This is a genomic window from Nocardia seriolae NBRC 15557 (genome assembly GCF_007990715.1).
Classification (GTDB): domain Bacteria; phylum Actinomycetota; class Actinomycetes; order Mycobacteriales; family Mycobacteriaceae; genus Nocardia; species Nocardia seriolae.
The window spans coordinates 16,991-30,489 of the sequence record NZ_BJWY01000042.1 but is presented as its reverse complement, the minus strand read 5'-3'; the positions used below and the strand labels follow the sequence as shown (position 1 = coordinate 30,489).

The window sequence follows — 13,499 nt, the reverse complement described above, 5'->3', positions numbered from 1 at the left end:
TGGCAGGATGCGGGTTGGGAGCAGGGTGGGGTCGGAGACAGCACGAGACATAGGGGCGACGCCGGTGGATTTCAATGTCGTTGAACGCCACGAAACGCTGGTAGCCGGAACGGTGCTACGCAGCCCGGCACTCGCGGTCGAAGGACCGCGCCGCGCGAAGGTCCAGGAGGCCTGGAAGCACAATATGGCACGCGATCTGCCCGGTCCGCCCGCGACCGCGTATGTGGATCACGCACCCGAGATCGGTTCGTATCTGACGCATATCGTCGGCTACGAATGCAAGAAGCTGGACGACCTATTGCCCGGGGATGTACTCGCTCGTATCCCGGCCGGTAAATTCGCCCGCTTCATTCGCACCGGCGACAATCTCGGCGATATCATCGTGTCGATCTGGCGCACGGTCTGGGACCTCGAGGCGGCCGGTACCTTGGTGCGCGCGTACACCGGAGATTTCGAGCACTATCCGGACAACCGGACGGTAGAGGTTTTCGTCGCGCTGGATCCCAGCGCCGAGGGGTAGGGGAGCTGCTGTGGACTTCGAGATCATCACCCTGGAGGAGTTCCTGGTCGGCGGCCTGACCATCCCCCTGGCGGGCCGCGAGGTCACCGCCCGCGACCTGGATCTGGTCAACTTCACCTGGGACCGCTACCTGGCCCGCGAGAAGAAGGCCGAGCGCGTGGCCGCCTACATCGGCCAGAACGATCACGCGGTAGCCGTTCTGGGATACCAGCTTTCGGGCCTGGCCGACCTCGACACCGGCGATGTGGTGACCCGCATCCCGGCGGGCCGCTACGCGAAATTCGTTGTGTCGGACAAGCCTTACGATCTTTTGCGCACCGCGTGGGCCAAGGTCGCCAAGGCCGAGAACGCGGGGACGATCACCCGCTCGCACACCGCGGAGATCGAGCGCTACACCGGACCGACCTCGGTCGAGGTGTACGTCTCCCTCGACTGAGATCGAACGACAAAGGGCGGCATCGCTATTCGCGATGCCGCCCTTCACGTTCCGGGAGTCTTACTCGGCCCCGATGATGAACGCTTCCAGCTGAGCGCGGGCGACGTCGTCCGCGAGCTGCTTCGGCGGGGACTTCATCAGGTAGGCCGAGGCCGGGATGACGGGTCCGCCGATGCCGCGATCCTTGGCGATCTTGGCCGCGCGCACCGCGTCGATGATGATGCCCGCCGAGTTCGGCGAGTCCCACACCTCAAGCTTGTACTCCAGGTTCAGCGGCACGTCGCCGAAGGCACGGCCCTCGAGCCGGACGTAGGCCCACTTGCGGTCGTCGAGCCACTCCACGTAGTCCGACGGGCCGATGTGCACGTTGCGGTCGTGCACCTTGCCCGCGAGGGGACCCTCGAGGTTGGAGGTCACGGCCTGGGTCTTGGAGACCTTCTTGGACTCCAGCCGCTCGCGCTCGAGCATGTTCTTGAAGTCCATGTTGCCGCCGACATTGAGCTGGTAGGTGCGGTCCAGCACGACGCCGCGGTCCTCGAACAGCTTGGCCATCACGCGGTGGGTGATGGTCGCGCCGACCTGGGACTTGATGTCGTCGCCGACGATCGGGATGCCCGCGTCGACGAACTTCTGGGCCCAGACCGGGTCGGAGGCGATGAACACCGGCAGCGCGTTGACGAAGGCCACGCCCGCGTCGATGGCGCACTGCGCGTAGAACTTGTCGGCCTCTTCCGAACCGACCGGAAGGTAGGACACCAGGACATCGACCTTGTTGTCCTTCAGGACCTGCACCACGTCGACCGGCTCGGCCTCGGACAGCTCGATGGTCTGCGCGTAGTACTTGCCGATGCCGTCCAGCGTCGGACCGCGCTGCACGGTGATACCCGACGGCGGCACGTCGGAGATCTTGATGGTGTTGTTCTCGCTGGCGTTGATCGCGTCGGACAGGTCGAAGCCGACCTTCTTGGCGTCGACGTCGAACGCGGCGACGAACTTCACATCGCGGACGTGGTAGGGACCGAACTTCACGTGCATGAGACCGGGGACCGTCGAATCCTCGTCGGCGTCCTTGTAGTACTGCACGCCCTGAACCAGGGAAGACGCGCAGTTGCCCACGCCGACGATGGCCACCCGTACTTCGGTGTTGATCTCACTCATGGCCGATATTTCCCTCTTTCTGTGGTGCCGCCTTCGTCGATTGCTCTGCGGCAATCAACTCGTTGAGCCAGCGCACTTCGCGCTCGCTTGATTCGAGACCGAGTTGATGGAGCTGGCGGGTATAGCGGTCCAGTTGCCCGCTGGCGCGCTTTATGGCTTCCCGCAGTCCTTCTCGGCGCTCCTCGACCTGCCTCCGCCGCCCCTCCAGGATTCGCATCCGCGCTTCCGCGGGGGTGCGGCTGAAGAAGGCCAGATGAACGCCGAAGCCGTCGTCGGTGTAGTTCTGCGGCCCGGTGTCGGCGAGCAGTTCGGCGAACCGCTCGCGGCCGGGCTCAGTCAGTTGGTAGACCCGCCGCGCACGGCGGGTGGCCAATCCCTGCGGACTCTCCTCCGCGATGAGGCCGTCGGACTGCATGCGCCGCAGGGTCGGATACAGCGACCCGTAGGAGAAGGCCCGGAAAGGGCCGAGCAGACCGGTGAGTCGCTTACGCAACTCGTAGCCGTGCATCGGTGATTCGAGGAGCAGCCCGAGGATCGCCAGTTCCAGCACCGGGCTTCACCTCCTGACTGTTGTGTGTTGCGAACCTAACCGATGGATGCAGTTCCAAACTATATCGCGCCGATATAGTTCTGCGCGCGTTCACGCGATGCGGCACTTGTGGAGATTCCGTGAGAGTCGCCTTGGGGCGTGCGGGCGGTCGGGGGCCGCAAGTACTCTGGGTCGCGTGCGAATACAGCGGCAGGTAGTGGACTATGCGCTCCGGCGTCGGTCGCTGCTCGCCGACGTGTACGCGGGGCGGGTCGCGGTCGCGGAGGTGTGCGATGCGAATCCGTACCTGTTGCGGGCGGCGAAGTTCCACGGGCGGGGGAGCGAGGTCACATGCCCTATCTGCAGGAAAGAGCAGTTGACTCTCGTATCGTGGGTCTTCGGCGATGGGCTCGGGCCCGCCGCGGGATCCGCCCGCACGCCGGAAGAGTTGGTCCGGATGGCCGAGTCTCGCGAAGAGTTCTCGGTGCATGTGGTCGAGGTGTGCCGGACCTGCAGTTGGAATCATCTGGTGCAGTCCTATGTGCTGGGCCTGGCGCCCGCACCGACGGGACGCCGCCGCAGCGGCGCCCGCCGCACGGCCGCCGAGTGAGAGGCCACGTCGACTGCTGATCCAGCGGGCGCGCCGTGCCCGCCGCGATGCGCGCGTGACCGCATCGAGCCACCAGGACCGGACCGTATCGAGTAGTTATTGGAGAGCCAGGCTGTGACATCGCCCTATGACGACGGACCGCACGGCGGCCGCCCCCGTGGCGGTTCGCAACCCGGCCCCGGCGGCTACCCGCCGCAAGCGCAGGGAGGTGGAGCGCGACCGGCAGGCCCGCCGCCCGGCGCCCGGCAGCCCGGCCCCGGGGCCGGTGGCCCGCAGCGCGGACCCAACGGTGGTCCCGGCGGTATGCCGCCACGCGGGCCCAACGTCAGCCGCCGCGCGGGCCGATGCCGCCGCAGGGCGGTCAGCCCCCTCGACGTCCGGGGCCGCCGCCCAGACCGGGCAATCCGGATGCGACGCGCAAGCTACCCAATCCCGCCGATCCCGACGCGAAGGTGAATACCGGCGCGCGCCAGGCGGTTCCGAATCACATCTCCCGGGCGGCCACCTCCGACCGCACCCAGCGGGTCTCCGATCGCGCCGTGCGCGAGGGCGGCGCGGGCACCCGGCCCCGGCCCGCCGAGGACCGCAATCGCCCACCGTCGGGCGCGCAGCCCGCGACCCGGCGGCCGCAGAACGACGTTCCGGCGGGTCCGCCGCCGCGGCGGCCGGGCGGCAATGGTTCCGGCGGCAACGGCCAGGGCGGCCGCGGCACGCCGCAGAAGAAGAAGAGTTCGGCGTGGCGGATAGTCCGGCGCGTCGCCTACCTGGCCATCGCGCTGGTCTTCGGCGGCATGAGTTCGATCTTCCTGTACGCCTACTCGACGGTGAACGTGCCGCAGCCCGGTGACATGAAGAACAACCAGGTGGCCACCATCTTCATGAACGACGGCAGCTCGGTGCTGGCGAAAGTCATTCCGCCCGAGGGCAACCGGACCGACGTAACGATCGATCAGATTCCGCCGCACGTGCGCAATGCCGTGATAGCCGCGGAGGACCGCTCGTTCTACACCAACCCGGGCTTCTCCATCCAGGGCTTCGGCCGCGCGATCTGGGGACAGGTGACCGGCGACTCGACCGCCGGTGGTGGTTCCACGATCACCCAGCAGTACGTGAAGAACGCGATGGTCGGCAACGAGCACTCGCTGACCCGTAAGCTGCGCGAGCTGGTGATCTCGGCCAAGATGGCCAAGCAGTGGTCCAAGGATCAGATCCTGGCCGCGTACCTGAACACCATCTACTTCGGCCGCGGCGCCTACGGTATCGACGCGGCTGCCAAGGCCTACTTCAACAAGCCGGTGTCGGAGCTGACGGTGGCCGAGGGCGCGGTGCTGGCCGCGACCATTCAGCAGCCGTCGAACCTGGATCCGGAGAAGAACCCCGACGGCGCGCAGACCCGCTGGAAGTACGTGCTCGACGGCATGGTCGACGGCGGCAACCTGTCCGCGGCCGATCGCCAGAACATGCAGTACCCCGCGGTGATTCCGGCCGCGCAGGCGCAGAAGGACAAGACGCTCGACGCCGGTCCCGAGGGCCTGATCAAGACCCAGGTGCTCAAGGAGCTCGAGGCCGCGGGCATCACCGAGCACGACCTGAACACCGAGGGTCTGCAGATCACCACGACCATCGATCCCAAGGCGCAGCAGGCGGCGGTGGACGCGGTCAACAAGGTGATGGACGGCGAGCCCGAGAAGCTGCGCACGGCCGTGGTGTCGGTGGATCCGAAGACCGGCTCGGTGCGCGCCTACTACGGCGGCTCCGACGGCCAGGGCCTCGACTACGCCAATCAGGGTCTGCCGCCGGGCTCCTCGTTCAAGGTGTTCGGCCTGGCCGAGAACCTGGAACTGGGCAAGCCGCTCTCGACGCTGTACGACTCCTCGCCGGTCACCGTGAACGGCATCAAGATCACCAACGTCGAGGGCGAGCAGTGCGGCATGTGCACCATCGCCGAGGCGCTCAAGCGGTCGCTGAACACCAGCTTCTACCGCATGGAGCTGGACATGCAGGGCAACGGCCCGCAGAAGATCGCCGACATGGCGCACAAGCTGGGTATCCCGCAGACCATTCCGGGCGTGGGCAAGTCGCTCACCGAGCCGGACGGCAGCGGCCCCAACAACGGCATCGTGCTGGGTCAGTACCAGGTGCGCCCGCTGGACATGGCCTCCGCGTACGCCACGCTGGCCGCCTCGGGCATGTACCGCGCGCCGCACTTCGTGCAGAAGGTCGTCGCCTCCGACGGCACCGTGCTGCTGGACCGCGGTGACCCCGCGGGCGAGCAGCGGGTCTCGGCGGCGGTGGCGGACAACGTGACCGACGCGATGAAGCCCATCGCCCAGTGGTCGCGCAACCACCAGCTCTCCGGCGGCCGGCTCTCGGCCACCAAGACCGGCACCAACCAGCTCGGCGACACCGGCGAGAACCGCGACTCCTGGATGGTCGGCTACACGCCGTCGCTGTCCACCGCGGTCTGGGTGGGCACCGACAACGGCGAGAAGCTGCGAAACGCCAACGGCGGCATGATCTACGGTTCGGGCCTGCCCGCCGACATCTGGAAGGCCACCATGGACGGCGCCCTCAAGGGCACGCCCAACGAGAACTTCCCGAAGCCGGGCACCATCGGCGGCCAGGCCGGTGTGCCGTCGTGGAGCGCGCCGTACACGCCGCCGTCGACCACCGAGCAGGCGCCGCAGATGCCGGTGCTCACCCAGAGCCAGGTCGAGATCCTGCCGGGCATCACGATTCCGGTGCCGGGCCTGGCACCGAATCCGAACAATCAGCGGCAGTCGACTCCGCAGCCGCAGCAACAGAATCCGCAGGAGGGGCCGATGTCCGGGCAGCCGGTGGCGCCCGCCGACGGCTCCACGCCGACGACATCACCCAATGGCGGGAACGGAAATGGGAACGGCAACGGCAACGGGCCACGGTCGACTCGGTAGCCTGCTGCCGTGATCGAGCAGGAACTGGTGCATCGGCCGGCCGCCTCGGGCGCGCCGGCCGATGACGCGCTGAAGCCGGGGGAGGCAGCGGTGAAAGATGCTCGCGCGCAGCGGAATGTCGACGATGCTCGCGCAAGTGAGGTACCGGTGATCTACGAATCGCCGGAGCCGCTGGCCGCGGATCTGCGATCGGTCGACGATCGGGACAAGCCCAGCCGCACCGACACGCTGACCGCGCAGCTCTGCGATCTGATCGGCGGACCGGTGGGCGACCACGCGGTCATCGGCCGGGTCCGCTTCTGGACGCCCATGCGCGTCATGATGGCGTTCGCGGTGCTGATCCTGGCGTTCAGCTGGTTCGGCAAGGCCGGCTGCATCCAGCAGCGGCCCGACGCCGACGGCGTGATGGGGCTGGACTGGAACAACGGCCGCCAGTACATCGCCATGTGCTATTCGGACACGGTGCCGCTGTACGGGGCCGAGCATCTCAACGAGGGCGCGTTCCCGTACAAGAAGCAGTGGGTGGAATTCAACGACGGCCGACCGCAGGCCCGGTACATGGAGTATCCGGTGCTGTCGGGGCTGTACCAGTACGCCTCCATGGGAATCGCCAAGGCGGGGAAGATGTCCGGGCTGCCCGGGCACACCGCGCTCGAGGTGGTCATCTATTTCGATGTGGTGGCCGTCGGGCTGTCGATGGCCTGGCTGGTGACCATCTGGGCCAGCGCGCTCCTGGCCGGACGCCGGGTCTGGGATGCCGCGCTGATGGCGCTGTCCCCCTTGGTGCTGGTGCACGCGTTCACCAATTTCGACGCGCTGGCAACGGCTTTCGCCGCGGGCGGGCTGCTGGCCTGGGCGCGGCGGCGGCCGGTGATCGCGGGCGTGCTGCTGGGCCTGGGCGGCGCGGCGAAGCTGTATCCGCTGCTGCTGCTGGGGCCGATCCTGATTCTGTGCCTGCGCGCCGAACGGTTCGACGAGGACGAGTCGGCGTGGGGCGGCATCCGGCCGCTGCGCGCGGCGGGCGCGGCGGTGGCGGCGGCGGCGGTCACCTGGCTGGCGGTGAACGCGCCCATCGCGGCGCTGTACCCGGCCGGGTGGCGGGAGTTCTTCCGGCTCAATACCGAACGGCACGCGGACCCGGATTCGATCTACAACGTGATCACCTCGTTCACCGGCTGGACCGGCCTGGACGGGGTGCTGGGACCGCAGCAGACGCCCACGCTGCTGAACACGGTGTCGCTGCTGCTGTTCGTCCTGGCGTGCGCGGGCATCGGCTGGATCGGGTTGACCGCGGCGCGGCGGCCGCGGCTGGCGCAGCTGGTGTTCCTGGTGGTGGCGGCGTTCCTGCTCACCAATAAGGTGTGGAGCCCGCAGTATTCGATCTGGCTGGTGCCGCTGGCGGTGCTGGCGCTGCCGCAGCGCCGAATCCTGCTGGCGTGGATGACGATCGACGCACTGGTGTGGGTGCCGCGCATGTTCTACTACCTGGGCGTCGACCACAAGGGCCTGCCCGAGCAGTGGTTCACCGGGGCCGTGGCGCTGCGCGACCTGGCGGTGATCGCGTTGTGCGTCTTGGTGATCCGGCAGATCTACCGACCCGGCGAGGACCCGGTGCGGCGGGACGGGATCGACGATCCGGGGGGCGGCATTCTCAACCGCGCCCCGGACCCCCAGGACCCCTGGCTGCCGCCGCTCCTGCGCCCGCGGCAGCCGGTCCCGGTTCCCTAGACGAACCGGGCGAGCTGCGGCACCGCCTCGCCCGGGTGCTTGGCCTGGAGGCCCTCGCCGAGGGCCTCCAGCTTCCAATCCGCGCCGGGCGCAGGGCGATACATCTTCGCCATGACGACGCCGGTGAACGGCATGCCGCCCGCGAGGGTATAGCGCGCCAGCTCGGCATTGGTCGCACTGTCGACCAGGCGGCAGTAGGCGTTGGCGACCTGCTCGAAGCTGTGGCCCTTGTAGGAGGTCACGATGAAGATCAGCGTGGTGACCCGCTCGTTGACGCGGGACAGGTCGACCGAGATCTCCTCGTCGTCGCCCTCACCCTCGCCGGTCAGGTTGTCGCCCTGGTGCCGGCTGGAGCCGTCCTTGGACGTCAGGCTGCCGTAGTAGACGACGTCGACCGGGTTGGTGCCGGAGAACAGGACCACCGAGGCGTCCAGATCCACGTCCACGGCCTTGTTGCCGAAGATGCCGCCGCGCTTGACCGGATCCCAGCCCAGGCCCATCTTCACGTAGCTCAGCGCCGCGCCGCCCTCCTTGCGCAGGTTGATGCGCTGGCCCTTGACCAGGCTGACCGCGTGATTGGCGGGCAGGTCCCGGACCTCCTCGACCGGCGCGGCCCCGTAGCCGGGCGGCGGCGGATACCCGGCGGGCTGACCAGCGGGCGGCGGCGGATACGACTGTGCCGGAGGCAGATACCCGCCGGTGGGCGCGTACTCGGCGGGCGGCGGGTACTGGGCGGGCGGCGGATAGCCGGTGCCGGAGGCGAATTGGTCCACCGGCGGCGGATAACCGCCGGCCGGGGCGAAATCGCCGGTGGGCGCGGGGGCCTGGTATCCGGGGGGCATTGGCGGCGGCCCCGGGGAGGACTGCGGCACGGGGGCGGGCGCTGTCTGCGGGGCATCGTCGACGGTGACGCCGTGGTCGGTGACCAGTGCGGCGAAACCGCCCGCATAGCCCTGGCCGACGGCGCGGACCTTCCATTCGCCCTGGCGGCGGTACAACTCCAGTGCGATGACGATGGATTCGCTGCTGAGCCCCTCGATCCGGTACTCGTACAACACGTTTCCGGCGGCATCGCCGACCTGGGCGACCGGCGCGGGCAGCTGCCCGAAGCTGGAGGCGGTGTCCTCGAGGGTGATGACGGCCCGCAGCTGTTCGATCTCCGCGGGAATCGCGCTCAGCGCCACGGCCAGCACGGGCTGTCCGGTCGGGCCCGGCCGCAGCGTCACGCCGGGGCCGTTGGGCTGGTTGAAGAAGACGAAATCGGCGTCGGAACGAACCTTGCCGGAGGCGGTGACCAGCAGCGCGGACAGGTCCGCGGGCGCGGCCACCTGCACGCTGATCACCGGATCGTGGACATTCAAGGGACCGTTCTGGCCCTTCACCAAAACTGTGGACAAGATCGACCCTTCGCTTGTCGGTGCTGTCGCTGCCACTCTACGGAACCGGGCGACACGGGCGGCGGCCGTGGTGAACCGCCGACGCGCGCGGGCGTGGCAGTATCGGCGGGGTGAGCGACGGTGAGGTCGATCCCGTGGAAGCGCACGAACAGTATCTGCGCGCCTTCCGGCATCCGGCCGTGTCCCGCGATCAGCTGCGGGACCTGCTCGATGCGGTGAACGCGTTCCTGGACACCATTACCCCCAAGGACGGCGAGTTCGTCCTGCGCGGCGGCTGGGCCCCGGAATCCACCGCCATGGCCTTCCAGATCGGCCGCGCGGTGGAACAGGTGCTCTCCGAACGCGAGGACGCCGATCGGGAACTGGTGCGCCGCCGCGATATTCGCGACCGCCTGGTGGCCGCGCTGGACGCGGTGCTGGACTGCCTGCGCACCCTGCCCGAACTGGCCGAGGCCGAAGTGAAATTGGGCACCACCTGCGTGAACGAGGGGTTCCAGGTCTTCGACGACGGGTCGGTGCGCACCACGCCCGCGCAGGAGGCCGCCGCCGATCCGGGCCTGCTGAAGCGCCGCCGGGCCGAACTCGACGAGCAGATGACCGCGGCGGTGGCGATCCGCGCCGGACTCGTGGACGACACCACCGACCTGATCCGCGAGCGCCTCGGCGTCGCCGACGTCGGGATTCCGTGGGTGATCCTGGCCGCCACCCGGGGCGGGCTGGATGTGTCCGAGCCGTTCGAGTTCGCCGCCGAGCATCTGCCCGACAGCGAATTACGGGACCTGATGGTGCAGTTGGTGACCGATATCGAATTGACCCGCACCCTGGAGGAGTCCGCAGAATAGCCTTCCGAGGGGAGAATTCGGTGAAGAAGCTGATCAATGATCCGGCCGAGGTGGTGGACGCCGCGCTGGCGGGCCTGGCCGCGGCGCATCCGGAGCTGCGGGTGGATGTGAAGCAGCGCATCGTGGTGCGCGGCGACGCGCCGCGGCCCGGCAAGGTGGGCCTGGTGTCGGGCGGCGGCTCCGGGCACGAACCGCTGCACGGCGGGTTCGTCGGGCTCGGCATGCTCGACGCCGCCTGCCCCGGCGAGATCTTCACCTCGCCGGTGCCCGATCAGATCCAGGCCGCCACCGCGGCGGTGGACGGCGGGGCGGGCGTGCTGCACATCGTGAAGAACTACACCGGCGACGTCATGAACTTCGAGATGGCCGCCGAACTGGCCGCCGCCGAGTCCGGCACCGAGATACGCGCGGTGGTGGTGAACGACGATGTGGCCGTGCAGGACAGCCTCTACACCGCCGGGCGGCGCGGGGTGGGCGCGACGCTGATCCTGGAGAAGATGGCGGGCGCGGCCGCCGAGCAGGGCCGCCCGCTGGCCGAGGTGGCGCGCGTCGCCGAGGCGGTGAACGCGAATTCGCGCAGCATGGGCATGGCGCTCACCTCGTGCACGGTGCCCGCGGTCGGGCACCCGACCTTCGAGCTGGGCGAGGACGAGATGGAGATCGGCATCGGCATTCACGGCGAGCCCGGGCGGCAGCGGGTCCCGCTGGCCCCGGGGCGGGACGTGGCGCGCCTGCTGCTGGATCCGATCCTCGCGGATCTGCCCTTCGCGCAGGGGGATCGGGTGCTGTGCTTCGTCAACGGCCTGGGCGGCACGCCGCTCATCGAGCTGTATCTGATGTTCGACGAGATCGCGCGCATGCTGGGCGGGCATCGCATCCACATCGAGCGCTCACTGGTCGGCCCGTATGTCACCTCGCTCGAAATGGCGGGCTGCTCGGTCACTTTGACCCGGCTCGACGAGGAGCTGACCGCCCTGTGGGACGCGCCCGTGCGGACCCCGGCCCTGCGCTGGGGCATCTGATGGCGGCGGTGGACGCGGCCGCCTGGGTGCGGGATTTCGCGGCGGCCGTCGACGCGCACGCCGACGAGCTGACCGCACTGGACGCCGCCATCGGTGATGCCGACCACGGCACGAATATGCGGCGCGGGATGACGGCGGCCGTTGCGGCGCTGGATGATTCGACTCCGGAGTCGCCCGCCGAGGTGTACAAGCAGACCGCCATGGTGTTGATCCGCACGATCGGCGGGGCGAGCGGGCCGCTGTTCGGGACCTTCTTCCTGCGGTTCTCCGGTGCCATTGGCTCTGGAGCAGAGGGCGCGATCGGATCAGGTGCCGAGATCGCCGATTTCGCGCGCGCCTTCCGGGCCGGGCTCGACGGCGTCATCGCACGCGGCAAGGCCGAGCCCGGGGACAAGACCATGGTGGACGCGCTGGGCCCCGCGGCCGACACGCTGGACAAGCAGGTCGCCGAGGGAGCGTCGGCGGCCGACGCGCTCGAGGCCGCGGCGGTGGCCGCCGAGGCGGGACGCGACGCGACCATCCCGCTGGTGGCGCGCAAGGGCCGGGCCTCCTACCTCGGGGAACGCAGTGCGGGACACCAGGATCCGGGTGCCACCAGCGCGGCGCTGCTGGTGCGGACCGCGCGGCAGGCGCTGCGATGATCGGTCTGGTGGTGGTGTCGCACAGCCGGGCGCTCGCCGAGGCGGCGGTGGCCCTGGCCGCCGGGCTGCTGCCCGACCAGGGCGTGGCCGTCCGGATCGCGGCGGGGCTGCACGACACTGCGGCAGGGCCGGACGACACTGCGGCGGGGCCGGACGACACTGCGGCGGGGCCGGACGACAGTGAACTGGGCACCGATGCCGTCGCGGTCGCCGATGCCATTGCGGCCGCCGACTCCGGTTCCGGGGTCCTGGTGCTGATGGATCTGGGCAGCGCGGTGCTGTCCGCGGAGACCGCGCTCGATCTGCTCGAATCGCCTGTCGAAGTGAAGCTTTCCGCCGCACCGCTGGTGGAGGGCCTGCTCTCGGCGCTGGCCGCGGCGGGCGGCGGGGCCGATCTGGCGACCGTCGCACGCGAGGCCGAGGGTGCGCTGGCCGCCAAACGCGCCCAGCTCGGCGAAACGCCGGACGCACAGATCGAAAATCATCCACAGCCATCCACAGGGGCGGCGGCCGGGGATGATTCGGTGCTCACCGAGACCTTCGAAATGACCGGTGAGCACGGCCTGCATGCCCGGCCCGCCGCCGAATTGGTCGCCGCACTGCGCGATTTCGACGCCGACGTACAGCTGCGCAATGCCACCACCGGTGCGGGACCGGTACCCGGCGACAGCCTGACCCGGGTACTCACCCTCGGTGTCCTGCCCGGTCAACTGCTCGAGGTGCGCGCGAGCGGTCCCGACGCGAAACAGGCGATCGCAAAGGTCCGCGGCCTCAACGAGAATCGTGATCATTACCCTCGCTGAGCAAGCCACGACCTTTCCTACAGGCCGCCCTGGCCAAGGCGACCAACCGCCTGCTGGCCGCCCGGCGCTGATCGGGACGCGACCCGCAGGAAGTAGTCGAGGATCTCGTCGGCGGCGTAGATGCCCGACGCCGCGGTGACGGCCACGCCCGGGTGGGTCCAGTTCCGCTGTTCCAGTTCGCCGTGCCGGGGCCGGACGGCGGCGTCGGCGGTGCGTAGCATCTCCGCGTCCAGCGCGCCGTCACCGGCGGCCACCAGCATCGAATCCGGCTGCAGCTCACCGGATTCCAGCAGGCGGCGGCGCACCTCGTGCACGGCGTGGCTCTTACACACCGGGGTGGGCATGGTATAGATCTTGCGGCCCTGCTGGGACACCGACCAGCCGCGCGGGCGGCACCAGGCGTCCCACTCCGCGAGGAAGCCGTCGGGCACCCGCGCCGGGTCGACGACCAGGTAGCAGAACAGCTCGTCGGCGTCGCGCAGCTTCAGGGCGAACGATTCGTCCACGCGCGCACGCCATTCGGTGCGCACCTCGACCAGGGTCGCGCAGTCCGCGCGCACCCGGGCGTCGAGCGCGGAACGCCAGCGCCGGTCCGGCAGGCCGTTGCGCAGAATGGTGCCGCCATTGCTGGTGACGGCGTACGGCCACGGCGCGCCGGGCAGCCGCACCCGCTGGAACTGCTCGATGGTGCGGGTGGTCACCGGCACCACCGCCGCCGTCGCGGCGAGCGCGCTCAGCCGCTGCGCCGCCGTCACGGTCATGTACGAGAGCGGTTGCCCCGCATGGTGTTCCACACAGACCGTCTCCGGCTCCGCGGGCCCGAAGGCCGACCGCGTGTAGATCACGGTCCGATCCAGATCCGTCGCCACCATCACCCCGC

Annotated in this window: 13 protein-coding genes; 9 read left to right on the top strand and 4 right to left on the bottom strand. The window is 69.4% G+C overall.

Annotated features, from left to right (window positions below; genetic code table 11):
* The first annotated feature begins 64 nt into the window (after window positions 1-64).
* Together NS2_RS15295 and NS2_RS15290 are read left to right on the top strand one after the other, a co-directional pair.
* Window positions 65-520 (top strand): GyrI-like domain-containing protein, encoded by a 456-nt coding sequence (locus tag NS2_RS15295; RefSeq protein WP_033088226.1) that lies wholly within the window; start codon window positions 65-67, stop codon window positions 518-520.
* A 10-nt stretch (window positions 521-530) separates the two neighbouring features.
* On the top strand, window positions 531-956 hold the full coding sequence (locus tag NS2_RS15290) for a GyrI-like domain-containing protein (RefSeq protein WP_033088225.1): 426 nt from the start codon (window positions 531-533) through the stop codon (window positions 954-956).
* A gap of 60 nt (window positions 957-1,016) precedes the next feature.
* Here NS2_RS15290 and NS2_RS15285 read toward each other — a convergent pair whose 3' ends face one another.
* Both NS2_RS15285 and NS2_RS15280 read right to left on the bottom strand, forming a co-directional pair.
* Complete coding sequence (locus NS2_RS15285) at window positions 1,017-2,114, bottom strand: inositol-3-phosphate synthase (protein WP_033088224.1); 1,098 nt, start codon at window positions 2,112-2,114, stop codon at window positions 1,017-1,019.
* Complete coding sequence (locus NS2_RS15280; RefSeq protein WP_033088223.1) at window positions 2,107-2,664, bottom strand: PadR family transcriptional regulator; 558 nt, start codon at window positions 2,662-2,664, stop codon at window positions 2,107-2,109. Before NS2_RS15280 ends, NS2_RS15285 begins: the two co-directional genes overlap by 8 nt.
* A 196-nt stretch (window positions 2,665-2,860) precedes the next feature.
* Between NS2_RS15280 and NS2_RS15275 the strand changes: the two genes are divergently transcribed.
* From NS2_RS15275 to NS2_RS15260, 3 genes are all read left to right on the top strand, one after another.
* Entirely contained in the window at window positions 2,861-3,253 is a 393-nt protein-coding gene (locus NS2_RS15275; protein WP_231992953.1) for a DUF5318 family protein, read from the top strand.
* Between the two features lie 344 nt (window positions 3,254-3,597).
* Window positions 3,598-6,186, top strand: a complete 2,589-nt coding sequence (locus tag NS2_RS15265; protein ID WP_147207189.1) for a transglycosylase domain-containing protein — start codon at window positions 3,598-3,600, stop codon at window positions 6,184-6,186.
* 9 nt (window positions 6,187-6,195) lie between these two features.
* On the top strand, window positions 6,196-7,914 hold the full coding sequence (locus NS2_RS15260; RefSeq protein WP_081985955.1) for a glycosyltransferase family 87 protein: 1,719 nt from the start codon (window positions 6,196-6,198) through the stop codon (window positions 7,912-7,914).
* Here the strand turns inward: NS2_RS15260 and NS2_RS15255 are convergent.
* Entirely contained in the window at window positions 7,911-9,311 is a 1,401-nt protein-coding gene (locus tag NS2_RS15255) for a TerD family protein (protein WP_033088221.1), read from the bottom strand. The genes NS2_RS15260 and NS2_RS15255 overlap by 4 nt on opposite strands.
* Before the next feature lie 110 nt (window positions 9,312-9,421).
* On the opposite strand from NS2_RS15255, the gene NS2_RS15250 reads away from it, so the two are divergent.
* The 4 genes from NS2_RS15250 to NS2_RS15235 are packed head-to-tail and all read left to right on the top strand — an operon-like array spanning window position 9,422 to window position 12,619.
* Entirely contained in the window at window positions 9,422-10,153 is a 732-nt protein-coding gene (locus NS2_RS15250; protein ID WP_033088220.1) for a hypothetical protein, read from the top strand.
* 20 nt (window positions 10,154-10,173) lie between these two features.
* On the top strand, window positions 10,174-11,175 hold the full coding sequence (gene dhaK / locus NS2_RS15245) for a dihydroxyacetone kinase subunit DhaK (RefSeq protein WP_033088219.1): 1,002 nt from the start codon (window positions 10,174-10,176) through the stop codon (window positions 11,173-11,175).
* Window positions 11,175-11,816 carry a dihydroxyacetone kinase subunit DhaL gene (dhaL, locus tag NS2_RS15240; RefSeq protein ID WP_036549782.1) on the top strand — a complete coding sequence of 214 codons (642 nt, stop codon included), beginning with the start codon at window positions 11,175-11,177 and terminating at the stop codon, window positions 11,814-11,816. Before dhaK ends, dhaL begins: the two co-directional genes overlap by 1 nt.
* The gene (locus NS2_RS15235) at window positions 11,813-12,619 is read left to right on the top strand and encodes an HPr family phosphocarrier protein (RefSeq protein ID WP_033088218.1); all 807 of its coding nucleotides are present in this window, start codon (window positions 11,813-11,815) and stop codon (window positions 12,617-12,619) included. Before dhaL ends, NS2_RS15235 begins: the two co-directional genes overlap by 4 nt.
* A 17-nt stretch (window positions 12,620-12,636) precedes the next feature.
* On the opposite strand, the gene NS2_RS15230 is transcribed toward NS2_RS15235, so the two are convergent.
* Window positions 12,637-13,491 (bottom strand): HAD family hydrolase, encoded by an 855-nt coding sequence (locus NS2_RS15230; protein WP_045437775.1) that lies wholly within the window; start codon window positions 13,489-13,491, stop codon window positions 12,637-12,639.
* Between the last annotated feature and the right edge of the window lie 8 nt (window positions 13,492-13,499).